This is a genomic window from [Mycobacterium] manitobense (assembly GCF_025821665.1).
Lineage (GTDB): Bacteria > Actinomycetota > Actinomycetes > Mycobacteriales > Mycobacteriaceae > Mycobacterium > Mycobacterium arseniciresistens.
In genome coordinates, this window is sequence record NZ_JACKSJ010000062.1 from 200,857 (window position 1) to 224,570 (window position 23,714).

The window sequence follows — 23,714 nt, forward strand, 5'->3', positions numbered from 1 at the left end:
CGGCCGCCGATTCAGTTCCCTACAGCCACCGGGGTGCCGAATTCCACCGGCAGGCTGGTCGGGCCGCTCATGCCGAGCATCGGCTTCCACGGGGCCGGACCGGCCCGGCGCAGATTCGGCAGCCGTCCCGCCAGTATCCGCAGCGCTTCGGCGAGCTCGAGGCGCGCCAGGTTCGCCCCGAGACAGTAGTGCACCCCGCCACCGAACGTGAGGATCGCCGGCGGGTCCTCGCGGGTGATGTCGAATCGGTCCGGATCGCGGTAGACGGCCGGATCGCAGTTGGCGGCGAACGTGTTCACGAGGACGAACGTGCCGGCGGGAAACATGTAGCCGCCGACGGTGACGTCGGCGTTCACCGTCCGCAGGGTGCTGCACACCGCGGGCGAGTGACGCATGCTCTCCTCGACCGCACGCATCGCCAGGCCGGGCTCGGTCCGCAGCATCGCCCACTGTTCGGGGTGGTCGCACAACACCTGAACAGAGGCGGACAACTGGTTCCGGGTGGTGTCGGTCCCGGCCACCAACAGGCTGGCGACAGTCATGCGCAGTTCGTCGGCGCTCAGCCGGTCGCCGTCGTCCTCGGCGCGGATGAGTTCGGAGAGGAGATCGTCGGTGAGATCGCGGCGACGCTGCGCGATCATCGTGTCGACGTAGGCGTCGAGCTCGGCCCATGCGCCCAAGACGGCGGGGATCTCGGCGATGAGATCGACGTCGAAGCTGACCATCTTGAAGATCTCCTCCGCCCAGCGCGAGAACATCTGCCAGTCCTCACGTGGCGCGCCGACCAGGGCGCAGATCACCGGGATCGGGTAGTGCCGGGCGATGTCGGTGACGACATCGCAGCGCTTCGTCTCGGCGACACCGTCGGCCAGCTCGTTGACCACCGCGACGATGGTGCCGTGCAGGCGGGCGGTTGCGCGCGGCGTGAACGCCTTCGACACCAGGCTGCGCAGCCGATGGTGATGTGCGCCCTCTGCGCACATGATGCTGCCGACCACCCGGTCCCAGAGCGGCCCCGAGGTCACGCCCTGCGCCGTCAGATGTATGCCGGGCGGAATCACGAACCGGCTGTCACGCAGGATCGTCCGGGAGAGTTCGTAGGACAGCACCTCCGGGCCGAGCGGACCGATGGCGACCGGCGCCTGCGCCTGGGCTTCCCGAATTCTCGGCAGCACCTCGCGCGGCGTCTCCGTGGCCTCGTAGTGCAACACCGGGAGATTCGATTCGAACACGCTCCGCGCCGCGGTCTCGACGTTCATGGCGCCTCCTTGGCGGCGAGGAATCTGACGGGCAGTCGCTGCAGGGTGCAGGTGGCGGCGGGCCAGGCGATCTCCGGTGTGTGGTGGGGGGCGAGCTCGAAATCGGGTATGCGGCCCAGCCATTCGGCGATCACCAGATTCAGCTCCATGCGCGCCAGATGCGAGCCCAGGCAGCGGTGCGCACCGCCGCCGAAACCCCAGTGTCTGTGCAGCTTGCCGTCGAGGACGATGTCGTCACCGGAGGTCGGATCGCTGCCGTCGCGGTTGATCGCACCCAGGCAGAGCCGGACCTGCGCTCCGGCGGGAATCGTGTGGCCCGACACGGTCACCGGCCGCGTCGTCACCCGTCCGACGACCGGGGCCGGAGGTTCGAGCCGGAGGATCTCCTCGACGAATCCCGGTATCGCAGCGGCGTTGTCGCACAGCTCGCGACGCAGGCCGGGACGCCTGGCCAACTCGAGCATCGCCGCGCCGATCGCCGAGGTGACGGTGTCCAAACCGGCGAGGACGAGGACGAAGGCCAGTCCGAGCGCCTCCTGATCGGTGAGTGCGTCGGCGCCGGTGAGGAGTCGCGACAGGATGTCGTCACCAGGGTCGTCCCGATGGGAGGTGACCGCCTGGCTGAGGTACTGGAACAACTCGACGGCGGGCACCAGAGCGGCGGGGTCGGGGTCACTGTCGAGGCTGATGCCGATGACGCCGTCCTTCCAGGCGATCAGCCGCTGCCGGTCGGTGAGCGGCAGACCGAGGAGGGTGAGGAACACCTGCGAGGGGTACGGGGTGGCGAGATCGGCCATCACCTCACACCCGTCACCGCCGCCCGCGATCCGTTCGATGATCTCGGCGGCCTGCGCCTGCATCGAAGGGAGCATGCGTCCGAGCGTCTGCGGACTGAAGAAGGAATGCAGCAACCGACGGTAGCGGGTGTGGTCCGGGGGATCGCAGGCGAGCGGAATGAGCGGCACGGGGCTGACCATGGTGTCGAACGCCCTCGATGACGAGAAGGCCTCGGAGTCGCGCAGTGCGGCGAGCACATCCTCACGCCGGGTGAGGTAGTACCACCCGTCTCCGGTCACCACGGGTCCGAGGTCGCGCAACGCCGCCCACCCGGCGCCGCGGTCGCCTGCCATGGGTAGACCGTCGTACAGGATGTGCGGCAGTGCGGTCCGCTCGCCGGGCGTGGCCATGTCATCCGCCCTGTCGGTGTCGCCGGTGACCGTCATGGCACATTGGTCGCGAGGAAGGTCAGCGGCAGGCCGAGCACCGAGAGGTCGACCTCGTCGAGATAGGTTCCGTCCCCGTCGAAGTGCTGCCGGAAACGCGTCGTCCCGCCGTAACGCCCGGCGACGGATTCGGCCGCCTCGGCCCCGGGGACCCGGATGACGACGGTGTACACCCCGTCGCCGTGCCCGGCGAGAAAGTCCCGAACCGACGCGGCGACCGTGGCCGTGGCTCCGGCCAGCGGACTGATCAGTTCGATCCCCCGTTCCCAGTCGAGGTGGACCTGCAGGCCGAGCTCGGTCAGCTGCAGGTCCTGCAGTGCGAACCCGATCTCGGTGAACATCCGCGCCGCCTCGGCGTGGCGTTCGGGCGCGACGGCGAACACGACGTGGTGCAGCTGGGTCGCCGTCGGTCCCTCGGTCACGGCCGCACCAGTCCGCGAGGCCGGACGAGACCGAGGTCCAGATGGGTGATCCAGCCGGGCGCGGAGTCGCACACGTCGGGGATCGCGTTGATCGCACCCATCGCAGTCCACGCGTAACCGGGGTGGGAGAAGGCGCCGTCCGGCTGCTCGACGCCCTGCAGTGTCAGCTCCGTCGGCGGGTCACCGTCGATCACGATGCGGTACCGCGTTTTTCCCCAGTCCCATGCGGGGTCGAGACCGTCCGGCCCTGTGGTCAGGTAGATCGCGTGGAACACGATCAGGGGCCGGCCGTCGACCCACGCCGTCCACTCGTGGTGCTGGGCGGCGACCGTGCCGCGCGCGATCGTGCCCTCGTCGTGCGGGATGTCCTGCGTGGCGGTGGCGGCCCGCAGGTCCGCGGTCACCTCGGCTATCTCGACGCCGAGCCCGTCGGCGATCATGTGCATCGACTGCGCGAAGAACGGCACCCCGAGGCCGAGAATCGTCGGTGTGGAGAGGAACTCCTTCTTCGGCTTGCCGAAGCCCAGCCAGTCGATGTGGTCGACCGGCGCATCGGTGAGCACGTTCACCACCTCGTAGACCTCGATGCGCTCGATCCTGTCGACCACCCGGGCGAGGGTGAGGGGCAGGATGTCGCCGGCGTAGCCCGGGTGTATCCCGCCGCCGTGGAACGACACACCGCCGTCGGCGCACGCGGCGCGGATCTGATCGCCGTATTCGGCGAAATCGGCGCTCGGGTAGAAGAAGCCACTCGTGGTGACGACGTTCTTGCCCGATCGCAGCAGACGGCAGACGGTGTCGACGTCCATGATGACCGGCGTGTAGAAAACGCAGTCGGCGTCCAGTGCGACCATCGCGTCGATGTCGTCGGTCGCCAGGACGCCGTTGGGTGCGGTGCCGGCGATCTCTCCGGCGTCCTTGCCGACCTTCTCGGGCGTGTGCACCAGCACACCGACCAGTTCGAAGGTCGGATTGCCGGTGAAGTGCCGGACCCCGACCTGCCCGACGTCGCCCGTCATCCACTGGATGACCCGATATGTTCTCGAAGGGTTGTCAGACATCGAGCTTCGACCTTTCACCGGGCGGCCAGAACGCCGCGGGGCAGCATCAGCGGGAGAGTGGTGTACGTGGCGATGCCGGGCGGCGCCGCGACCACGGCAGGGATGGCGGTGATCGCCGGCATGGCCGTGATGGTGAGGCCGAGCATCACGAAGTCGTCGAGTGTCTCGGCCCGGAAGTCCGGCGGCGGCTCGAAACTCAGCGTGGTCCTGATCGTCGGCCGGCCCTGGACCTCGACGGTGTAGCCGAAGTCCATCGGCCAATCCGGGTCCAGTGACTGGCCCTTGCGCCAGCGGCCGCGCACCTCGATCACCTCGCGTCCGCCGATGACGCCCTGCCAGCGCACATCGACCCCCGCGACGCAGCCCTTGCCGATGGTCCAGCCGCCGGGGAGTTCGAGATCCTCAGTGGTCTGGGCGTAGTCGACGCTGCACCGCACCTCGTCGAGGCGGGCGCCGAGGGCGTCGGCGACCAGGAGCACGGCCTCCCGGAAGATCCACGACCCGTTTTCGGTGATCGCGGGGAGATCCGGCTGATCGATGGGATAGCCGAAGCCCATGGGCTTCTCGGTCGCAGGCGAGTTGTAGATGGTGGTGTCGAAGGACTCCAGGATCGAGATGCGGTCCACCCGGTCCGACAGCCCGGCCGTGACGATCGACAGCATCTGCATGAATCCGGGGTTGATGCCACTGCCGAAGATCGTCGCGTCCCCGCGCACACACGCCTCGACGATCCGCTCCCTGTCCGCGCCCAGTCCGTCGCCGGTGATGAACTCCGACGTCGTCACCACGTTGACCCCCGATTCGAGGATCCGGATGAGTTCCTCGACGTCGGCGAACATCGGGTTGTAGACGACGCAGTCCGGCCGCAGTGCGAGCAGGGCGTCGACGTCGTCGGTGGCCGTTATGCCCAGGGCGGGGATCCCGGCGAGCTCACCGGCGTCGCGGCCGACCTTGTCCGCCGACCAGGCGTAGCAGCCCACCAGTTCCAGCAGCGGGTTCGCCGCGATCGCCTGCACGGACTTCGTGCCGACGTTGCCGGTGGTCCACTGGACGACGCGGTGGGTCACCCGCCGGCAGGCTTCCTCGACAGCACGCCACGGCCCACGATCGTCGGCAGATCGAGGAATGTGCGGATTCCCGGTTCCGCCGCGCAGACGGGGGCGATCGCATGCACCGCGTGCATGGCGGTGCCCAGGCAACCCTGGTCGGTGTCGTCCTCGCCATGGGTGGCGATCCGGGATTCGAGGACCATCGACGGCAGACCCTCGACGGTGACTTTCCAGCCCCGGCCGTTCGGCCAGTCCGGCGCCTGCTCGGCGCCGAGGCGGGTGATGTGCTCGACGGTGAGCGCCCGGCGCCCCTCGATGATGGCGGTGTAGCTGAAGCGCTGCGCGGCAACGGTTCCCGCCTCGATCCGGCCGGCCTTGACCTCGATCGGCTTGTCGGTGACGGCGACCTGCCGTTCCCAGACGTAATCGTCGATCGTCGCGCCGAGACCGTCGGCCAGCAACATCAGCGGGGCCTTGAACGACAACCCGCCGACGGCCTCCTCGTCCATCGGCACCTTCTCGTCGGGTGGCTTGCCGAAGCCCATGACGTCGAACAGCACGAACGGAACGCCGTAGGTGCTGTAGTCCATGAGTTCCTGCACCAGCAGCGAGTCGACCCGGCGGAACAGTCCGGACATGGTCAGCGGCAGCACCTCGGCGGCCCAGCCGGGTTGGATACCGGTGCCGTGGAACGACGTTCCCCCTTCATCGCATGCCGCCTGCAGCCGTGCGACCACCTCGTCACCGACGCTGTGCGGGTAGATCCAGGCGGTCACCGCCGTCGAGACCACGTTCTTGCCCGAGGCCAGCAGCCGGCAGACGTCGTCGAGAGCGACCGGCGGGTTCCACTCCCCCTCGGCCATGTACAGCACGCAGTCGGCGTCCAGGGCGATGATCTCGTCGGCGTCGTCGGTGGCCGTGACTCCGATCGGGCCGATGCCGCAGATGGAGCCGACGTCGCGCCCTGCCTTTTCCGCGTTGTAGACCCGGGCACCGACCAGTTCGAGATCGGGGTGTTCGTGTACCGCCGCGACGGCATGGCTGCCGACGTTGCCGGTGGCCCACTGGATCACCCGCAGCTTCTTCGTCACGGTTGTTGTCCGGGAGTCTGTCCGGCCGCCTCGCGGGCCTGGCGCGCCTCGTAGCGGTCGACGAGCTCGCGGAAGCCGAGCCTGTCGTATTTCGGGATCGGTTGGATCCCCCACTCGTCCTTCGCGGTGTCCTTGCCCTCTGCGCCTTCCGGCGGGCCCAGTGGCGGATAAGGGTACTTGCACTCGAGGGTGTCGTCGGAGTAGCGGACCTTGAGCAGCTCACTGCAGATCTGGGTGAGGCTCAAGGTGGGGTAGCCGTAGTAGACGGCCATGAACGGCAGGGTGAAGGCGCCCTCGATCACCAGCGCGACCAGGCACACCAGCACCGCACGTTTGATCCATTTGTGCATGCGCGCGTAGTAGGGCGTGGTGCCGGGCGGCAGGTCCTCGGCGGTGGTCTGTTCCTCGGTGGGTGACGGTGTGGTCACAGTCGTTGCTCCTTGCGCTCAGTCGGAGAAGATCTCGCGGTTCACGGTGTGCAGGTACGGGATCGCGAGGAACGGAGTGATGTAGAAGATGTCGTACAGCCACCAGCCGATCACCGGGAAGACCACGCCGGCGTACCGGACGTCGGCGAACATCGTCATGTTGAAGACATAGACGGTCCAGATGACCACGCCCATCCAAGACCACGCCGGCGTACCGGACGTCGGCGAACATCGTCATGTTGAAGACATAGACGGTCCAGATGACCACGCCCATCCAGCAGGTGATGATCATCCACTGATGGCCCCAGCGCTTCATCTGCAGGAACCCGATCGCCGCAGCGCACCGCATCGCAAAGACGGTGATGATCATGCCCATCACCATCGCCTTCTCGCCGGGTCCCGCGGCACCGCCGACCCACAGTTCGTTGTAGTGCCAGAAGTATCCGGCGTCGAACATGTGGCCCCACCCGACCATCAGCACCCGGTTGATCAGGGTGTGATTGGCGACGAGATCCAGTGCCCAGCCCAGACTGTTGAGCATTCCGTCGATGAGGACGAGGTAGCCGATCAGGGTGACGATCATCGGGCGCACCGACAGCCCGGCCCGTAACGCCTGGCGCTGCAGCCATACTCCGCGCATGAAGATCGGGAATCCGATCAGGCCGGGCGCCCACATTCCCATCAGTGCGGCACCGACGATCATCCACTTGTCGGCCCGCCGTTGCGCGAGGCGCGATTCGTCGTGGTGCTCATCGAACGACACCGACCCGCCCGGCGGCGCGCCCGCCACCGCCGCCCCAGCCGCCGAACGCCGGCCGAGCAGTGGCAGGTTCACAGATCCCACCACCCGCGGCTGAACGACATGTACAGCTGGATCAGGAACATCACCAACAGGTAGCCGTAGATCGCGATCTGGAAGACGATGAGTGCCCGCTTCCGCTTCTTCTCTCTCTGGTCGACCATCGGAAATCCCTTTCTAGAGTGGTTGCGCGCTGGAGGTATCGCTCATCAGGCTGGCGGCCGCGACCTCCCGCAGGCCGTCGTTGATCGCGCCGTCGGTGCTCAGCGGTGCCAGGATGCTGGCTTCGGCCGCTTCGAGTTCGCCTGCGCCCGCGGCGATCAGCTGCCCGGCGGTGACCAGCACCCGGGTGGACGGCGGCTCGAAGTGGAAGGCCTGATCGGCGGTGCGGATGGCGGTCGCGCAGTGCACCAGCCGCCGCGCCACCGCAGAGTCGATTCCGGTCTCCGCGACGATCACCTCGGCTTCGCGTTCCGCGGGCAGATAGTTCATCGGCAGGGTGACGAACCGCTGCCGGAACGAGGGTTTGAGCTCCTTGAGTGAGCTGCGGTAGGCCGGGTTGTATGAACAGACCAACATGAACTCCTCAGGGGCGTGCACCACCTCACCGGCCCGGTCGAGGTACAGCGCGCGGCGGTGATCGGTCAGCGAGTGCAGGATCGCCAGCGAGTCGTGGCGGGCCTCCACCACCTCGTCGAGGTAGCAGATGGCGCCGGTCTTCACCGCCCGGGTCAGGGGCCCGTCGGTCCAGACGACGTCGCCGCCGGTCACCATGAACCGTCCGACGAGATCGGAGCTCGTCAGGTCGTCGTGGCAACTGATGGTGACCACGGGCCGGTTGAGCAGCGACCCCATGTGTTCGACGAATCGGGTCTTGCCGCACCCGGTCGGTCCGGTGAGCATGACCGGGATCCTGCGCGTGTAGGCCTGCTCGAACAGCTGGACCTCGTTGCCGTTCGCGTAGTAGGTGACTGGCGTCATCTCTCCCTCGGATCGTCGGCGGTCATGCGCTGACCAGTTCGCGGTGGACGTGTGCCAGCACCCTCGGCAACTCCTCCACGCGCCGGATGCGTTGCGAGCGGCGTGGTCCGAAGACCTCGGGTAGCGGATCGACCCGGGTGGGCCCGACGCCGACGTAGTACACCGAGACGCCCGCGTCGTTGGCCTCCTCGACCGCGTGCGCGGCGTCGGCCCAGGCGTAGCGGCCCTCGTAGCCCTCGTCGGAGATGAGCCCGTCGCCGATGACGATCAGCAGTCTCCGCTCGGACGGCTGCGCCAGCAGGCGGTTGGTGAGGTGGCGCAACGGGGCTCCGAGCCGGGTGTATCCGCCGGTGGTCAACCCGAGGCTGCCGGGCGGGACGAAGCGGGCCTCCTCGAACTCCTTGAGGCAGCGCACTTCCACCCGGTGCCGGGTGTTGCCGGTGAAGACGAAGATGCCATGCCGCTCACGGGCGTTGGTCATGGCTCGCGACAGCGCGTCGGCGCAGGCCAGTTCCAGCCGGAAGATGCGGCCACCGTGCACACCGAGTGACGAACTGCCGTCCAAAAGCAGCGCGGTGCTGACGTCGCGGTGACGCGGCAGCAGTTCGCGGAACACCCGCGGTTCTCCCGCTTCCCCTGTCCTGCGGTCCATGTAGTGCCGGACGTACTGGTCGACGTCGAGATCCGAACCGTCCTCCAGACGACCGGTCATGGCGCGGTGGGTGTGCTCCTCGAACCACTTCCGCAGGTCGGCCGACTCGATTCTCGACTCGCCGACGTGTGCGTCGCGCGCCCGCTCCAGTACGGCGACATGATCCGGCAGGAAGCTCTTCGTCCAGGCGTTCCACTCGGGATACGGGATCCCCGGGCGGTGTTCCGGGGTGACGTCGAGGTCGCTCTCGTCGGGCCGGCTCGGCGGTGGCAGGTTCGGGTTGCGGACACCGCCGTCGCCGCCCACCGGCACCGAGTGCGGCTGGGGCATCCGCTTCTGCGTCGTGGTCCACGGCAGTCTGCCGAACTGCCTGCGGAATTTGTCGATCAGTCCGTCGGGCGCCGTGTACACCGACGGGAGCCGCCCCAGCAGCGGATCGTCGATGAGTTCGGTTCGCCGCTGCGCCATCTCGACGGCGCGCTCGATCATGGAGCGGGCGTCCATGTCGGCATCACCCGCATCCAGCGCGGGCACGATACGGCGGAACTCCGGAATCAGGCCCGGCCACCGGGACGTGACCCAGCCGAGTGCGACTCCCGCCTCGACGAGCGTCAGCGCGTGCAGTTCCCGTGCGGACAGTTCGTTGAGTCGGTAGGCCGCCAGCCGATCCTTCGACGGCGCACACTGCAGCGCGACACCGCAGGTCAGGGTTCGCCGGGACCAGTTCAGCACCGTCGGCGGATACGGGACGTGCACGAAGGTCCGGCCCGCGTTCAAGCTGAAGGCGCGGTGCGTGCCCGTCACGAGTCGCGCGCCTTCGCGGCGCTCGTCGCTCAGTGCCACCGCCGTGAGCGAGCAGCTCCGCTCCATCTCCATGGCCGCCATGTCGGCGAGTTCGGTCACCGCCGGCCACCTCCGACGGCCGGCGCCGAGCGGGACACGGTCAGAAGGTGCCGATGTTGGAGAACATCCAATACCAGAACCAGATGATGAGTCCCGTTCCGCCCCAAGCGGCGACGTAGCGGAGAATCTCCCAGATGTAACCCATTGTGCGGCTCCCTCGTTGTGGTTTCGGAGGTCGATGGCGGGTCGCAGGGGCGGGAAGGTCTCACCGGACCTCCAGACCTCGCACCGCGGAGGCGACCAGCCCGGTCAGCACGGTGTCCCTGGTCGCGCGGTCGTTCGCCGCGGTGAGCACCCCGTAGATCCCGAGCAGGTAGAACACGGCACTGTAGAAGGCGTCGACCTGCGGGTGCAGCGCGCCCTCGCCCCGCGCCCGTTCGATCTCCCGGACCAGCAGCACGATGACGGGATGGTCGGTCCAGCCGTCCGCAAGCGGTCGTGACGGCGAGAAGTGAGACGCCAGAATGTCTTTGAAGAGGCTCTCACCGAGCCGTTGCTGAAGACCGGTGACCAGCCGGGCGACCTCCGTCAGCGTGGCCGACAGATCGTGGGGAGTGTCCAGGAACCGGGTGAGTTCGGCGGCGACACGCGACTCCTCGCGGCGTTCCAGTTCGAGCAGCACGTGTTCCTTGGTCGGGAAGTGGAAGTAGAACGTCCCGTGTGCGACGCCCGCCGCGGCCACGATGGTGGACACCTCGGCGCCGGCCATGCCCGACCGCTTGAACTCGGCGACCGCCGCACCCAGGATCCGCTCCCGCGTCTGCCGCCTGCGCGTCTCGCGCGTGGTCGGCTTGAGGTGTGGCGTCATGGTGGGCTCAGTTCTATCGCTGTTACTGAGTCAAGTCAATGACTTATCGATATCTCTGCCTCCGGACTTGCCAGAAGCGGCTGCAAGACAGGAGTCTCACCTGCACTGCGTCGATATTTCAGATCAGTTCGCCGATATCGGTCACTGACTGGTTTCAACGAAAGAAGTCCGACGTTCGGCCACCCGGCTGCGCGCTCAGTCGGAGAAGATCTCGCGGTTCACGGTGTGCAGGTACGGGATCGCGAGGAACGGAGTGATGTAGAAGATGTCGTAGAGCCACCAGCCGATCACCGGGAAGACCACGCCGGCGTACCGGACGTCGGCGAACATCGTCATGTTGAAGACATAGACGGTCCAGATGACCACGCCCATCCAAGACCACGCCGGCGTACCGGACGTCGGCGAACATCGTCATGTTGAAGACATAGACGGTCCAGATGACCACGCCCATCCAGCAGGTGATGATCATCCACTGGTGGCCCCAGCGCTTCATCTGCAGGAACCCGATCGCCGCAGCGATCCGCATCGTGAAGACAGTGAGGATCATCCCCACTTCCATCGCCTTCTCCCCCGGCCCTGCCGCGCCCCCGACCAACAGTTCGTTGTAGTGCCAGAAGTAGCCGGCGTCGAACATGTTGCCCCAGCCGTTGAGCAGCACGCGCGCCAGCAGCGTGTGGTTCGCCACCAGGTCGAGCGCCCAGCCGACCGTGTTGATCGCGGCGTCGATGATCACCAGGTAGCCGATCAGGGTGACGATCATCGGGCGCACCGAGAGTCCGTCGCGCGCCGCCTTGCGCAGCAGCCAGACCCCGCGCAGGAACAGCGGAAGGCCGAAGACGCCGAGGGCCGCGGTGCCGATCAGCAGAGAACCCGAGATCAGCCACTTGTCGGCCTGGCGCTGCGCCTGCTGCGACCGTTCGTGGTGGTCCTCGAACGTCAGCCCGCCCTTCGGCGTCGCCGCGATCTCAGACGACTTGCCCCTGCGCCCGCCGCCCCGCAGGTTCACCGTTGGCAGATTCACGAACCCCTCCTACCGATTGCCGACGGGCTCCTCGCACCCGGCGAACAGGCACCGGCCGTCGGACTCGTGGCTGACTATAGTCATCGAAGGGCGCACGGCGAAAGGCTCGCGTCCTCGTAAGTACGGTCAGAGCCGAGCGATCAGCGCGGAGGTGCCGCCCGCAGGCTGCGCAGGGTGCGGGTCATGAAGTCGTCGAGCAGCGCCCGGCGTGTCGGCCAGTCGTTGGTGGTGACCAGCAGCGCATACAGGCCGAGGAGGAAGAACACCGCACTGTTCATCGAGTTCACGTCGGAATCGATGTCGCCCCGCTCGCGGGCCTTCTCGATCTGCTCGGCGACGAGGACGATGATGGGGTGGTCGTCGCCGTCCTCGGCGGGCGGACGGGTCTGCGAGAAGTGCAGCGCCAAGAAGTCTTTGAACAGCGACCCGCCCAGGCGCCGCTCCAGTCCGATGATCAGCCGGGCCGCTTCGTCCAACGCCGAAGGCAGGTCGGACTTCGACTTGAGGAACTGGCCGAGCTGTTTGGCGATGCGGTCCTCCTCTCGCCGTTCGAGTTCGAGGAGAACGTGTTCCTTGGTCGGGAAGTGAAAGAAGAAGGTGCCGTGGGCGACGCCTGCGGCGGCAACGATCGCGCCGACGTCGGCGTCGGCCATGCCCGACCGCTTGAACTCGGCGATGGCAGCACCCATCAGTCGTTCCCTCGTCTGCAACCGCTTCGCTTCGCGCGTGGATAGACCGTTCGCCACCGCCCTACCGTTCTGCCGTGTTCCGACCTGCTCAGCCGGGTTCGCACCTGCTGTGAACCCTCGACATTAGCGTCTCCGCGCTCCGGCCCGGGCGGCTGCGAGGCAAGTGGACGGCCGTGTCATTCGTGCACACGCCCGCACGACCGATCGAAGACGGTTCCGGCATTCCTCTGACTGACTCGAGTCATCGACTGTAGGGTGTCCACATTCCCGTCGGACGTCCCAGGAGCAGCGAACATGGCACTCGAGCAGTTCAATCTGGATGGTCAGGTGGCGATCGTCACCGGCGCCGGACGCGGCGTCGGCGCGGGAATCGCGAAGGTGCTCGCCGAGGCCGGGTGCACGGTGGTGGGCACCGCGCGCACGGAGTCTGAGATCGTCGGCACGATCGGTGAGATCGAGGCCGAGGGCGGAACCGGCCTGGCCCTGGTGGCGGATGCGATCAGCCGGGAGGACGGCGAACGTGTCGTCGGCACCGCGATGGAGACGTTCGGCCGGGTGGACATCCTGGTCAACAATGTCGGCGGCTCCACCTACGGGCGATTCCTCGACATCACCGACGAGGACTTCCGGCACACCTTCGACTGGTGTGTCACCTCGGCATTCATCATGAGTCAGTTGGTCGCCCCGCACATGCTCGAGGCCGGCCACGGCTCCATCGTCAACATCTCCTCGGGCTCAGCGCGTTTCGGGATCCGCGCGCTGGCCGCCTACTGCGTGGCCAAGGGCGGCCTCGAGGCACTGACCCGCGCGATGGCGCAGGAACTCGCCCCGAAGATCCGGGTGAACGCCATCGCTCTGGGATCGTTCGCCACCGCGGGGTTGCAGGGCAGCCTGGACATGATGCCCGGCTCATTGGAGCGGATGCAGGAGCTCACTCCGCTGCACCGGCTGGGCGATGTCGCCGACCTCGGCAGGCTGACCGTCTACCTGTGCACCAAGGACTGCTACGCCACGAACGCGACGTTCCACGTCGACGGCGGCATCGACTCGAACAACTCGCCGCTGCCCATCCCGGACTACTGAGCCGTCCGTCAGTCCCCGAGGTAGGGGTCGGCCCACGCGCCGATGATGCGGCCGGCACGGTGGGCCTGCCCGGGGCCGGTGAGCAGATGCTCGGCACCCTCGAGTGAGACGAAGCTGCGCGGGTGTCGCGCAGTGCGGAAGATCTCGCTGGCGTTCGCGATGCCGACGGTGTTGTCGGTCGGCGAGTGCAGGATCAGCAGCGGCATCCGGAGCTCGCGGATCTTGTCGCGCAGGTCCGCCGCCCGGACGTCCTCGACGAACGCCCGCTTGAGCGTCAGCGACCGGCGCCCTGCCATCCACTCGGCGCTGCCCTCGGCCAGCACCCGCTCCACCACGGCGTCGTACTGTTTCTCGGCGTGGGCGGGGTCGAACGGTGCGCAGACGGTGACCACGGCCCGCACGCCGGGGCACTGCCTGGCCGCGGCGATCACTGCCGCCCCGCCGAAGGAGTGTCCGATCAGGATGTCGGCCGGAGTGCCGCTGTCGGCCATGAATTCGCAGGCACGCACGATGTCGGCGACCTTGTGGGTGAACGACCCGTCGCCCCAGTCCCCCTCGGAGTCGCCGAGGCCGAGCGCGTCGAACCGCAGCATGCCGATGCCATCCTTCGCCAGCTGCTTGCAGATGCGCGCCGCCGCCGGCGAGTCCTTGCCGAGCGTGAACCCGTGCGAGAAGACGCCCCAGCCGCGCGGCTCTCCCGCAGGCCGCTCGATGATGCCCGCGAGTGTCGGCCCGGTGGAACTGGAGAAGGTGACGCGTTCGGCCATGCCGGTGGTCTATCACGACTCGCGCGATGAACACCTGTCAACGCCCGTCAGCGGGTGTACCGCAGGAACAGGAGGTTGCGACCGAGCGTGCGGTTCTCGACCAGTTGCAGGGGTGTCCTGCCGCCCGTCGCGCTGAAGAGGCGCCGGCCCGCGCCGAGCACGACGGGGTACACGGTGAGCCTGAGTTCGTCGACGAGTTCGCTGTCCATCAGTGCGTGCACCAGTCGGGCGCTGCCGTAGACGACGATGTCGCCGTCGACCGTCCGCTTGAGCTCGGCCACCGTGGTCGCGACCTCGCCGTCGAGGACCGTCGCGTTGTTCCACTTCGGCTGCCGGTGGCCGGCGGAGACGACGGATTTCGGCATGCTGTTCAATCTGTCCGCCCACTCGCCGCTGCGGGAGGGCCAGCGCGCCGCGAACCACTCGTCGCTTCGCCGGCCGAGCAGCAGGGCCTGCGCCGCGCGCGCCTCGTCGAGCATGAGTGCCGCCCACGCGGCGCGGTCCTCGTCACCGGCCGCCGAGATCCAGCCGCCGCGCTCGGAGCTCTCCTCGCCGGTGGGGTCTTCGACGACTCCGTCGAGCGTGATGTTCTCGCTGACGACGATTCGTCCCATGAATGCTCCTCGATCGGTGTTGGCTGTCCCGTGTACTGACACCGCGGCGTCGGCGAAGGTGGCGTCCGGCCGGGCGCCCCTTCTGCCCGGCGGCCGGTGTCCGTACAGAGGTGCGGGAGGAAGAGACGCAGGTGGTGGCCGACGACCTGGCGGCGCGGGCGCGGACCGGGGACGGTGAGGCGTTCCGCGCGCTGACCGAGCCGTATCAGCGCGAACTCCTGGTGCACTGCTACCGGATGCTCGGGTCGTTCCAGGACGCGGAGGACACCCTGCAGGAGACGCTGCTGGCGGCCTGGCGGGGATTCGCGTCGTTCGAGGGGCGGGCCTCGCTGCGCACCTGGCTCTACCGGATCGCCACCAACCGGTGCCTCAACGCGCGGCGGGCGACCGGTCGGCGCCCGGCGTCGGGCTGGGACGTGCCGGGCGTCGAACCGCGGGAACCGAGCCGGCTCGGTGAGGTGGTCTGGCTCCAGCCGTTTCCCGACGCCCTGCTCGAGGGTGTCGCGGACGCGCAGCCGGGTCCGGAGGCCCGCTATGCGCAGACCGAGGCCATCTCGCTGGCGTTCGTCACGGCGCTCCAGCTCCTGCCGCCCCGCCAGGTCGCGGTGCTCGTCCTGCGCGACGTGCTCGGGTTCCGCGCCGACGAGGTGGCCGGCATGCTCGACTCGACCGTCGACTCGGTGAAGAGCGCACTCAAACGGGCGCGGGCCGGCGTCGAGCAGCGCCGGCCGGTGAACGCCGGTCCGCCGTCCGCCTCCACCGGCACGGTGGTGGCCCGGTTCGTCGCGGCCTGGGAGTCCGCCGACGTCGGCGCTCTGGTGACACTGCTGACCGACGACGTCTTCGTGTCGATGCCGCCGATGCCGTTCGAGTACGTCGGGCGCGATCTCGTGGCCGGATTCTGTGCCGACATCTTCGGCGCCGGACGCCGCTTCGACCTGGTGCCGACACGGGCCAACGGGCAGCCGGCGTTCGGCGCCTACCTGCGCGCACCCGGCGGTGTGCGGCACGGCACCGGTGTGTACGTCCTCACGCTCGCCGGCGACCGCATCAGCGCGATGACGCGGTTCGACAACTCCGTCCTCCCGTCGTTCGGCCTGCCGCGGTCGCTCCCCTAGTCGCGTGCCCTTGTATCCGGGTCGGCGGGACGTGACGATATGGCGATGCCGGACACCGCACGCGTCCTCGTTCTCGGGTCGGGGTTCGCCGGGCTGTGGGCGGCACTGGGCGCCGCCCGGCGGCTCGACGAACTCGGCGCGCCCCGCGACGCGGTCGACGTCACGGTGGTGAGTTCGCAGCCGTTTCACGACATCCGTGTCCGCAACTACGAGGCGGACCTCACCCCGTGCCGAATCCCGTTGCCGCAGTTGCTCGATCCGGTCGGTGTCGGGCATGTCACCGCCGATGTGGCCGGTGTCGACCCGTCGGCGCGAACCGTCCGCACCACCGACGGCGCCACGCTGGGCTACGACCGCCTGGTGCTCGCGGTGGGCAGCCGGGTGGTGCGGCCGGAGCTTCCCGGACTCGCGGAGTTCGGGTTCGACGTCGACACCTACGACGGGGCGATGCGACTGCAGGCCCATATCCGTTCGCTGGACCCGGGCGATCCGGCGTCTGCGACCGCGGTGGTCGTCGGAGCGGGTCTCACCGGCATCGAGATCGCCTGCGAGCTACCGCAGATGCTCGCGGGCGCGCTCGGTGTCACGCCGCGGGTGGTCCTCGTCGACCACAATCCGCACGTCGGTTCGGACATGGGCGAATCGGCGCGGCCCGTCATCGAGGAGGCGCTGGCCGGGAACGGGGTCGACACGGTCACCGGCGTTCGGGTGACCGGTGTCGGCGAGCGGAGCGTGACGCTGTCGTCCGCTGAGGACGTGCCCGCCGCGACCGTGGTGTGGTGTGCCGGGATGCGGGCCAATCCGTTGACAGCGCAGTTCGGCGTGCCGTGCGACCGGCTGGGCCGGCTGCCCGTCGACGACTTCCTGAGGGTGCAGGGTGTGAGCGGAGTGTTCGCCGCGGGCGATGTGGCGGCGGCGCGGATGGACGACGAGCACCTCTCGGTGATGTCGTGTCAGCATGGTCGGCCGATGGGCCGCTATGCCGGTTACAACGTGGTCGGCGATCTGCTCGGCGCCCCGATGCTGACATTGCGGATCCCCTGGTATGTCACCGTTCTCGATCTCGGGCCGGCCGGGGCGGTGTACACCGAGGGCTGGGACCGGCGGGTCGTCAAGCGCGGCGCCGAGGCGAAGGCCACCAAGCGGGTGATCAACGGCGAACGGATCTACCCACCGCTCGATGGTGACCGCGCCGCGCTGCTGGCCGCCGCCGCTCCGGAGTTGCAGGGCGCACCGAAGTAGCGGTGCGAGAGGCTGTCTCATCCCGGCGCCGGGTAATCCACAACAGCGCGAGGGCGTGCATCGGCGGGCCATGGCGGCGTGCCGGCGCCCGACTCAGGCCGCGGCCGGTGGTGGCTGCGGTTGAAACGGCTCGTACCACCACCAGTCAGCCCGTTCGCCGGCGGGCCCGGGACAGGGTGGTACATCGGGTAGTGGTGTGGTCGGCGGGCGGGCCAGCGACGCCGAACTCAGTTGCTCCCCTTCGCTGTCGGCGACGATGAGGTGCTGCGCGGGGCCGGTGATGGTGATGCCGCCCCGATGGTGCATCCGGTGGTGGTACGGACAGACCAGAACGAGGTTGTCGAGTTCGGTGAGCCCGCCGTCCTCCCAGTGCTGGATGTGGTGGGCGTGCAAACCCCGGGTGGCCCCGCACCCGGGGACCACGCAGCAGCGGTCCCGGTGCTCCAACGCCCGCCGCAGCCGGCGGCTGATCTGGCGGGTGTCGCGCCCGGACCCGATGGGCTGCCCGTGGCGTTCGAACCACACCTCGAAGGTGGCGTCGCACAGCAGGAATCGGCGGTCGGCGTCGGTCAGCAACGGACCCAGATGCAACGACGCCACCTGTTCCTTGACGTCCACATGGGCCACCACCGTGGTGCGCTGCCCATGCGGGCGGCGGGCCACCTCGGTGTCCCAGCCTGCCTCGACGACGCTCATGAACGCATCGACAGTCTTGGGCATCGGCGGCGACTGCTCGTCGGCATCGGCATCCGCGTCGCCATGGTCGTGTTTCCAGTCGGCGACCATCCCGTCGAGATGCGACGCCACCGCGGCGTCGAGCTTCGCCGCCTCCGGATGCGGCAGGAAAATCCGGTAGAAGCTGCCCTTCTCATCGGTGGTCTTGCTGTATGACGGCGCGGGGTCGGGTTGCGGCCGGGCCTCGGATTCTGCTTCCGTTTCGGGTTCGGGTTCGGGCTTGGAGTCGGGTTCGTGTTTCGGTTCGAGCTTGATCGCGGTGCGCAACTGGTTCACCGTCGCGGCGGTGACCAACTGGGCGTAGTGCGCATCAGAGCCCGGCCCGGCCTTCTCCGCGATCACCCCGACCTGATCGAGTGACACCCGACCGTCGCGCAAGAGTTCGGTGCAGCGCGGCAATTCCTCCCACCGCTGCGCGACGGCGGTAACGATTTCAGCGTTCCTCGGCGACGACCCGGTCTTCCACGCCACCATCGCCGCCACCGACCGCGCGCCCGTCATACCCCACAACCCGTCGCGGTCGATCTCGGCGACGATCTCCACCAGCCACCGACCGCGCGCCCGTCATACCCCACAACCCGTCGCGGTCGATCTCGGCGACGATCTCCACCAGCCGCCCGTCGATCGCATTGCGCTGACCGCACAGCTCCGCGATCTCGTCGAACAACACATCGAGACGGTCCTTCGGCCTCACCGAAGGAGCGAAAGACGTTGCGCTCGACGACATGAACCCATCATCGCAGAGGGGTCCGACAAGTTTGGACTACTCGGAACGGGTCTACGTGCTCGAGCCATTGCGCGCACCGCCACAGCTCATTTCGGCTTCTTGTTGCCGTTCCCGTTGCCTCGGCCGTTGCCATTACCCTTGGGGCGCTTCTGTTCTTGCGTCGCCTGTTCGATCACCGGGGCCGGTGCCGGCTCGGGTACGACGATCGGCGCCTGCTCGATCACCGGCGCCTGCTCGACCACGGGGATCTGCTCGGCCACCGGGGCCGGCTGGATCACCGGGGACGGTGCGACTGTCGCGCTGATCGGGGCGATGTTCGGCGTGCTGATGCTCACCGGATCAGGCTGGGCCGGCACCGGCGTGGACGGCGAATCCAAGATGAAGGCCACCACCGCGATGGCCAGTGCCCCCATCGCGGCTGCAGCACCGACCGCCTGACGAGAGCGGTTGCGGGAACGGCGATGTCCGGTCGACGCCAGGACCACGGTGTCCAGCGAGGAGTCTGGACGGGCGACCGGCGGTTCGATGGGCGGGATCACGCGCGGTCGCTGCGAGATGGTGGTGACGGGCAGCGAGACCGCCCTGCCGCTCAACGCGTCCAGCATCGCGTCCGCGCTGGCGAAGCGCTGCCCGGGGTCCCGAGACATCGCGCGCTCGACCACCTGAGCCAGCCCCGGATCGAGATCGGCGCGCAGGTGCGCCAGAGGCGTCGGCTGCTCCTCGACGATCGCGCGCGCCAACGGCGCGATGTCCTCCTGGTCGAAGGGCTTGCGACCGGCCAACGCCTCGTAGCCGACCACCCCGGCCGCATAGAGGTCGTCGGCGACGGACGCGGGCTCGCCGGCCAGCCGTTCGGGGCTGAGGTAGGCCAGCGTCCCGACCAACTGACCCGTCGTCGTGTGTGCGGCGCCCGGTGTCTTCGCAATCCCGAAGTCCGCGACCTTCACCGCGCCCGACTCGGTCAGCAGGATGTTGCTCGGCTTGATGTCCCGATGCAGCACGCCCTCGCCGTGGGCGGCCGCCAGCGCGGAGAGCACACTGCGCATCACCGTCGACACCTGACTCTGAGGCAGCGGACCGCGCTCGATCTGGTCACCGAGGGTGTCCCCGGGCAGTCGCTCCATCACGATGAACGGCGTCTCGTCCCCGTCGCCGAAGTCGTACACCCCGACGATGTGAGGATGGTTGAGTGCCGCAGCGGCGCACGCTTCGATCTTGAATCGCTCGCGGATCTCCGCCTGCGAGCTCAGGTACGAGTGGAGGATCTTGACCGCGACCGGTCGGTTCAGGCGGGTATCCCACCCGTCACGCACTTCGGCCATCCCGCCGTATCCGAGGACGCCTCTCAGTTCGTAGCGGTCGCCCAGAAGCCCACGACCCTCCATGCCGAGCGGATTTCCCGCGCTGACGCCTGAGTAAACCCTCAGAGAAAACTTAGAAGTTGGCCATCGGCGTCAGTGCCGTCGCCCGGCCGATCAGCCCCCGGCCGCCGGCCGTTCGGCGACCCAGATTGCTGAGTCGTGGGTCACGGGGCGCATCCCCGCGTTAGTCTCTGCCGATGATCGCGGGCGAGAAGGCGCCTGACTTCACTCTCTATGACCACACCGGCCGGCCGCGGTCACTGTCCGCGTTCCTTCAGGACGGCCCGGTCGTCCTGTTCTTCTTCCCGATCGCGTCCTCGCCGATCTGCACTGCTCAGGCCTGTCACTTTCGCGATCTGAGCGACGAGTTCGCCGCGGTCGGGGCCCAGCGGGTGGGCATCAGCACCGACACCGTCGACCGGCAGGCTCACTTCGCCCAGCAGCGCTCGTTCGACTACCCGCTGCTCTCGGACGTGGACGGCGTGGTGTCCGAGCTGTTCGGGGTGCGTCGCGGCAGGCTCGCCAGGCTGCGTGGCTCCGTCATGCCGCATCAGACGGTGTGGCGTGGCCGCCACACCCGGCGTCGTGGCCTACTGGGCAGATTCATGCCGGTCAGACGCACCACGTTCGTCATCGACACCGATCGCACCGTGCTCAAGGTCATTTCCAACGAGGTGCGCGCATCGGTGCACGCCGACCACACCTTGCGTTTCCTGCAGGACCACAACGTGCTCCAGCGGCGCGAGGTCCCGCCGTCCACGCTCACGGCAGGCTTTGACGACGCTGGTCTCGAACTGCCGCTCGAGGCTTTCGTCGAAGCGGCCACCACCACGGAGCCGCCGGGCTGGCCAAGACATGACGTGCGGGGGCAGGTCTTGACGTGTTGCGGGCAGAGCCGCTCGGTCGCAGAGATCGCCGCGCATCTGTCCCTACCGCTCGGCGCGACGCGGTACCTGGTGGGTGAGCTGGTGACGCAGGGTTATCTGCGGGTTCAGGCCGTCCCTGGTGACTCGATGACGATCGCTGAACGACGTGAACTGATCGAGAGGACGCTGCAGGGCCTGCGGGCGCTCTGAGGGCCATGTCCGCCACGCTGATGTGTTCCCGGGCAGGTTGTCGCCCGCCGCAGAAGGGCAGTGATGGCGGCGGCTTGGGCGCTGCGTCGCCGGTCGTCAGCTGAGACTCCCTAGTGCATCAACTGCCGGCGTATCCCAGCGCCTGTCGGACGCGCCGAATGTGGTCGACGCTCGGCTGCTCGGGTGTTCCCGGGACCCGGATGTAATGGCCGCCGTCGGCCGCGGCGACGTCGATCTCGTCGCCGAGGGCACTCGTGTTCAACGGCGTGCCGCCCCGAATATAGGTAAGACGCCCAACCACGACCTCAGGCGGCCGATGCCCTTGCTCCCTCTTCACGCGGCGGCTGACGGCACCAAGGTGGTCGGGGTTCCACGCTTGCACGAGCGCGCTCATGTAACCCATCAGCGTTCTCTCGTCAGTCTCACTTCGGAGGTCCGCGAAGATGTGATTGTAGGGCCGCGGCATGTCGGTGAAACCAGCGCGAACCGTGTACTTGAACGTTGTCGCGCTTTCCTCGGAAGCCGGCGACACACTGTCTCGCACCAGATCGATGTAGTGACCGGGGCCCGTTCGCGGTCCGGCACTGCCTGCTTCCGTGGTCGACACGATGATCCGCTCGAGAGCATCGACGTCATCGACGTCAATGGGAACGATTCTGAGATCTTCGCCGGTTCGGGAGTCGGGTTGTTGCGGCTGCAGCACTCCCCATTGCCCGTAGAGGTCCGGCTCTGAGGGGGCCAGCCGAATCGATCGTTGCAAGCGCAAAGCGCACGACTGCAGCTCGTCCTGGCGGTTGCCCCAGCCACCCATCATCCAGATCACCGGCGTCCTCTCTCAAGCAGGCGGAACCACCGTAACGGTGATCATGTCGTCGTAGCTGTTCTGCTCGATGATCGCTTCGATTGCGCTTGCGGTCTTCGCGTCAGCGACCCGCCACTCGACGGGGACACCCGTGGACAGGGCCGCCTCGTAGTGGCCCCTGAGTTCGTTAGAAATTTGTTGAGCAGCACCAAATTTCGGGTTGAACTCTCCGTTTGGACCGATCATCCACTCATAGCCCGTGCCCTTCGCCTCAACCAACAGCCCGTCCGATCCGGCGTCGGGCTCGAAACCGTCGAAATCGACCGGATCGGCGCGGCCCGGCACGTCGACTTCGTACTCCATCCCGGCGGGATATCCGGTGACTTGCTGCTCGTACTCCCGCCACTGCCCCGATCCCCGGACGATCTCCGCCCACTTTCCGGGCCCTTTGACGAGTTCTCCTGGAATCGCTGCACGCTTTGCGATCAGAGGTGCAGCGTCCGGTGGTTTGCCGACACTCCTTACTGCCCCGTCGACGGCGGTGTAATAGTTGGCGGCCGCCTCGATGGCCTTGCTCTTCATGGTCTCGTATACGGCGAAGGCGACGAGGGCGGCTGGACCCGCGAGTACGCCCGCCATGGTGGCGTACTTCGCGGCAGCGAGCTCACCTGGAGTAGGAGTGTTCGCCTTGGCTGTGTCGAAAGCCGAGGCGAAATTGTCGGCTGCCTCCCGGAGCTTCTTCGCCCACTCTGCCCCGTCGTGAAGCCAGATGCCGTGCTTCTCTATGTTGGGGGCGGCGTTGCTGTCGGAGTCCTGCCAGTGAGCCTGGATGCTCTGACTGATGAACTTGGCTTCGTCGCCTAGGAAGTCGAGTTCTCGGCCCTCCTCGAGCCAGTGCATATAAAAATCTCGAACCACATCAGATCCTTGACCCGAGTGCACCGCTTCCGAGAACGCTTCAGCGCCCATCGCGGTCGATGAGTTGACATTCGGGATCCGCGGGGTGCCCTGGTGACTCTGAGGTTGCTTCGGCACTGTGATCTGTGGCGGGCCGGCCGACGGCGGCTTGGGATCGCCGATTACGTCCACCCGAGAAATCTCTAGGGAGCCCTGTTCATCGGCGACCTCGAACATGGTTGCCGACGCCTGCACGATCTCTCCGCCGTGCTCGCGAACGTCTTTGGCCTCTCTCAAGCGCTGAACCATGCCGCGATCGAGTTCTGTCAGGGCGAGTGCCCCGTCCGAGGACGTCACATCGGATGCAGGCGGCCGGCAGTTCTCTTCGTCGACGTCACCGCCGAGTGACGCCAAGTCACGACCGTCGTGTCTGAGCCCGTCGGTATCGACTCGGAGTACCTCCGACAAGCCCCACCCCCTCACGTGACCCGAATCGGCGGAACGCGCGCTCCTTCGAAGTCAAACGTTAGTGGCAGGTCAAGGGTGGTCAGCGCGTCAATCTGTCCGTCCAGCCGAGCCCTCGATCGCGTCATTGGGCGCCGCGCCGGTCGAGGTGGCCGTCGACGCCGACGGCGTCTGGACGGGCTGAGGCGCTGCTCGACGACGGACACCGGGCGTCGGCCGTGACCAGGCAGGAGACCGCCAGACAATGCCGTAGAAGGCGTGGCCGACGGCGGCGGACGCGGACCGATATGGCGGCGACGAATGCGAACCGCTCGAAGTGACGGGGTCGAACGCCGGACACCTAGGTCCGCGACCTACTCGATATGAGTGGAGCTAAGGGGATTCGAACCCCTGACCCCCACACTGCCAGTGTGGTGCGCTACCAACTGCGCCATAGCCCCT

General features: G+C 67.8%; 20 protein-coding genes, 1 tRNA gene and 5 pseudogenes. 5 read left to right on the forward strand and 21 right to left on the reverse strand.

Features of this window, described 5'->3' with window-relative positions; genetic code table 11:
* Positions 1-11: 11 nt before the first annotated feature.
* The 14 genes and pseudogenes from H7I41_RS08385 to H7I41_RS08455 form a co-directional block, all read right to left on the reverse strand.
* Positions 12-1,259 (reverse strand): cytochrome P450, encoded by a 1,248-nt coding sequence (locus H7I41_RS08385; RefSeq protein WP_264012113.1) that lies wholly within the window; start codon positions 1,257-1,259, stop codon positions 12-14.
* Positions 1,256-2,446 carry a cytochrome P450 gene (locus H7I41_RS08390; protein ID WP_264012256.1) on the reverse strand — a complete coding sequence of 397 codons (1,191 nt, stop codon included), beginning with the start codon at positions 2,444-2,446 and terminating at the stop codon, positions 1,256-1,258. The genes H7I41_RS08385 and H7I41_RS08390 overlap by 4 nt, the downstream gene beginning before the upstream one ends.
* Before the next feature lie 32 nt (positions 2,447-2,478).
* Positions 2,479-2,865 (reverse strand): hypothetical protein, encoded by a 387-nt coding sequence (locus tag H7I41_RS08395; protein WP_372503714.1) that lies wholly within the window; start codon positions 2,863-2,865, stop codon positions 2,479-2,481.
* 35 nt (positions 2,866-2,900) lie between these two features.
* The gene (locus H7I41_RS08400; RefSeq protein WP_264012114.1) at positions 2,901-3,965 is read right to left on the reverse strand and encodes an NAD(P)H-dependent amine dehydrogenase family protein; all 1,065 of its coding nucleotides are present in this window, start codon (positions 3,963-3,965) and stop codon (positions 2,901-2,903) included.
* Between the two features lie 14 nt (positions 3,966-3,979).
* Positions 3,980-5,032, reverse strand: coding sequence for an NAD(P)H-dependent amine dehydrogenase family protein (locus tag H7I41_RS08405; RefSeq protein WP_264012115.1), 1,053 nt, complete (start codon positions 5,030-5,032; stop codon positions 3,980-3,982).
* Positions 5,029-6,105: an NAD(P)H-dependent amine dehydrogenase family protein gene (locus tag H7I41_RS08410; protein ID WP_264012116.1), complete on the reverse strand. Its 1,077-nt coding sequence runs from the start codon at positions 6,103-6,105 to the stop codon at positions 5,029-5,031. The genes H7I41_RS08405 and H7I41_RS08410 overlap by 4 nt, the downstream gene beginning before the upstream one ends.
* Positions 6,102-6,455: a hypothetical protein gene (locus H7I41_RS08415; RefSeq protein WP_264012117.1), complete on the reverse strand. Its 354-nt coding sequence runs from the start codon at positions 6,453-6,455 to the stop codon at positions 6,102-6,104. The genes H7I41_RS08410 and H7I41_RS08415 overlap by 4 nt, the downstream gene beginning before the upstream one ends.
* Positions 6,456-6,551: 96 nt before the next feature.
* Positions 6,552-7,368 (reverse strand): annotated as a pseudogene (locus H7I41_RS30405) (hypothetical protein).
* A complete protein-coding gene (locus H7I41_RS08430; protein WP_264012118.1) occupies positions 7,365-7,496 on the reverse strand; it encodes a hypothetical protein in 132 nt (43 codons plus the stop codon). Before H7I41_RS08430 ends, H7I41_RS30405 begins: the two are co-directional and overlap by 4 nt.
* 13 nt (positions 7,497-7,509) lie before the next feature.
* The gene (locus H7I41_RS08435; protein WP_264012119.1) at positions 7,510-8,313 is read right to left on the reverse strand and encodes a CbbQ/NirQ/NorQ/GpvN family protein; all 804 of its coding nucleotides are present in this window, start codon (positions 8,311-8,313) and stop codon (positions 7,510-7,512) included.
* 22 nt (positions 8,314-8,335) lie between these two features.
* A complete protein-coding gene (locus H7I41_RS08440) occupies positions 8,336-9,850 on the reverse strand; it encodes a nitric oxide reductase activation protein NorD (RefSeq protein ID WP_276008503.1) in 1,515 nt (504 codons plus the stop codon).
* 223 nt (positions 9,851-10,073) lie between these two features.
* Complete coding sequence (locus tag H7I41_RS08445; RefSeq protein ID WP_264012121.1) at positions 10,074-10,676, reverse strand: TetR/AcrR family transcriptional regulator; 603 nt, start codon at positions 10,674-10,676, stop codon at positions 10,074-10,076.
* Between the two features lie 195 nt (positions 10,677-10,871).
* A pseudogene (locus H7I41_RS08450) lies at positions 10,872-11,640 on the reverse strand (hypothetical protein).
* Positions 11,641-11,837: 197 nt separating this feature from the next.
* Complete coding sequence (locus tag H7I41_RS08455) at positions 11,838-12,386, reverse strand: TetR family transcriptional regulator (protein WP_264012122.1); 549 nt, start codon at positions 12,384-12,386, stop codon at positions 11,838-11,840.
* A gap of 294 nt (positions 12,387-12,680) precedes the next feature.
* Between H7I41_RS08455 and H7I41_RS08460 the strand changes: the two genes are divergently transcribed.
* A complete protein-coding gene (locus H7I41_RS08460; RefSeq protein ID WP_264012123.1) occupies positions 12,681-13,469 on the forward strand; it encodes an SDR family NAD(P)-dependent oxidoreductase in 789 nt (262 codons plus the stop codon).
* An 8-nt stretch (positions 13,470-13,477) separates the two neighbouring features.
* Here H7I41_RS08460 and H7I41_RS08465 read toward each other — a convergent pair whose 3' ends face one another.
* Positions 13,478-14,236, reverse strand: coding sequence for an alpha/beta hydrolase family protein (locus H7I41_RS08465; RefSeq protein ID WP_264012124.1), 759 nt, complete (start codon positions 14,234-14,236; stop codon positions 13,478-13,480).
* A 47-nt stretch (positions 14,237-14,283) separates the two neighbouring features.
* Entirely contained in the window at positions 14,284-14,850 is a 567-nt protein-coding gene (locus H7I41_RS08470) for a dihydrofolate reductase family protein (protein WP_264012125.1), read from the reverse strand.
* Between the two features lie 131 nt (positions 14,851-14,981).
* Here H7I41_RS08470 and H7I41_RS08475 point away from each other — a divergent pair, with 131 nt between their 5' ends.
* Both H7I41_RS08475 and H7I41_RS08480 read left to right on the forward strand, forming a co-directional pair.
* A complete protein-coding gene (locus H7I41_RS08475; protein ID WP_264012258.1) occupies positions 14,982-15,968 on the forward strand; it encodes a sigma-70 family RNA polymerase sigma factor in 987 nt (328 codons plus the stop codon).
* Between the two features lie 45 nt (positions 15,969-16,013).
* Complete coding sequence (locus tag H7I41_RS08480) at positions 16,014-17,210, forward strand: NAD(P)/FAD-dependent oxidoreductase (RefSeq protein WP_264012126.1); 1,197 nt, start codon at positions 16,014-16,016, stop codon at positions 17,208-17,210.
* Between the two features lie 93 nt (positions 17,211-17,303).
* On the opposite strand, the pseudogene H7I41_RS08485 reads toward H7I41_RS08480, so the two are convergent.
* Together H7I41_RS08485 and H7I41_RS08490 are read right to left on the reverse strand one after the other, a co-directional pair.
* Positions 17,304-18,672, reverse strand: a pseudogene (locus H7I41_RS08485) (HNH endonuclease signature motif containing protein).
* An 86-nt stretch (positions 18,673-18,758) separates the two neighbouring features.
* Positions 18,759-20,057 (reverse strand): serine/threonine-protein kinase, encoded by a 1,299-nt coding sequence (locus H7I41_RS08490; protein WP_264012127.1) that lies wholly within the window; start codon positions 20,055-20,057, stop codon positions 18,759-18,761.
* 173 nt (positions 20,058-20,230) lie between these two features.
* Between H7I41_RS08490 and H7I41_RS30285 the strand changes: the two are divergent.
* Positions 20,231-20,752 (forward strand): annotated as a pseudogene (locus H7I41_RS30285) (peroxiredoxin); the annotation flags it as partial.
* A 36-nt stretch (positions 20,753-20,788) separates the two neighbouring features.
* Positions 20,789-21,109: pseudogene (locus H7I41_RS30290) on the forward strand (DUF742 domain-containing protein); the annotation flags it as partial.
* A gap of 118 nt (positions 21,110-21,227) precedes the next feature.
* Here H7I41_RS30290 and H7I41_RS08505 read toward each other — a convergent pair.
* The 3 genes from H7I41_RS08505 to H7I41_RS08515 all read right to left on the reverse strand — a co-directional run bounded on the left by H7I41_RS08505 (position 21,228) and on the right by H7I41_RS08515 (position 23,713).
* On the reverse strand, positions 21,228-21,923 hold the full coding sequence (locus H7I41_RS08505) for a hypothetical protein (RefSeq protein ID WP_264012260.1): 696 nt from the start codon (positions 21,921-21,923) through the stop codon (positions 21,228-21,230).
* A gap of 21 nt (positions 21,924-21,944) precedes the next feature.
* A complete protein-coding gene (locus H7I41_RS08510) occupies positions 21,945-23,222 on the reverse strand; it encodes a Tox-REase-5 domain-containing protein (RefSeq protein WP_264012128.1) in 1,278 nt (425 codons plus the stop codon).
* A 418-nt stretch (positions 23,223-23,640) separates the two neighbouring features.
* Positions 23,641-23,713, reverse strand: a tRNA-Ala gene (locus H7I41_RS08515).
* Between the last annotated feature and the right edge of the window lies 1 nt (position 23,714).

Bases quoted from the DNA above. Each gene is read 5' to 3' on its own strand.
- H7I41_RS08385 (WP_264012113.1), bottom strand. From the start codon at position 1,259: ATGAACGTCGAGACCGCGGCGCGGAGCGTGTTCGAATCGAATCTCCCG.
- H7I41_RS08390 (WP_264012256.1), bottom strand. From the start codon at position 2,446: ATGGCCACGCCCGGCGAGCGGACCGCACTGCCGCACATCCTGTACGAC.
- H7I41_RS08400 (WP_264012114.1), bottom strand. From the start codon at position 3,965: ATGTCTGACAACCCTTCGAGAACATATCGGGTCATCCAGTGGATGACG.
- H7I41_RS08415 (WP_264012117.1), bottom strand. From the start codon at position 6,455: ATGCACAAATGGATCAAACGTGCGGTGCTGGTGTGCCTGGTCGCGCTG.
- H7I41_RS08430 (WP_264012118.1), bottom strand. From the start codon at position 7,496: ATGGTCGACCAGAGAGAGAAGAAGCGGAAGCGGGCACTCATCGTCTTC.
- H7I41_RS08435 (WP_264012119.1), bottom strand. From the start codon at position 8,313: ATGACGCCAGTCACCTACTACGCGAACGGCAACGAGGTCCAGCTGTTC.
- H7I41_RS08440 (WP_276008503.1), bottom strand. From the start codon at position 9,850: ATGGCGGCCATGGAGATGGAGCGGAGCTGCTCGCTCACGGCGGTGGCA.
- H7I41_RS08445 (WP_264012121.1), bottom strand. From the start codon at position 10,676: ATGACGCCACACCTCAAGCCGACCACGCGCGAGACGCGCAGGCGGCAG.
- H7I41_RS08455 (WP_264012122.1), bottom strand. From the start codon at position 12,386: ATGGGTGCTGCCATCGCCGAGTTCAAGCGGTCGGGCATGGCCGACGCC.
- H7I41_RS08460 (WP_264012123.1), top strand. From the start codon at position 12,681: ATGGCACTCGAGCAGTTCAATCTGGATGGTCAGGTGGCGATCGTCACC.
- H7I41_RS08465 (WP_264012124.1), bottom strand. From the start codon at position 14,236: ATGGCCGAACGCGTCACCTTCTCCAGTTCCACCGGGCCGACACTCGCG.
- H7I41_RS08470 (WP_264012125.1), bottom strand. From the start codon at position 14,850: ATGGGACGAATCGTCGTCAGCGAGAACATCACGCTCGACGGAGTCGTC.
- H7I41_RS08480 (WP_264012126.1), top strand. From the start codon at position 16,014: ATGCCGGACACCGCACGCGTCCTCGTTCTCGGGTCGGGGTTCGCCGGG.
- H7I41_RS08490 (WP_264012127.1), bottom strand. From the start codon at position 20,057: ATGGAGGGTCGTGGGCTTCTGGGCGACCGCTACGAACTGAGAGGCGTC.
- H7I41_RS08505 (WP_264012260.1), bottom strand. From the start codon at position 21,923: ATGATGGGTGGCTGGGGCAACCGCCAGGACGAGCTGCAGTCGTGCGCT.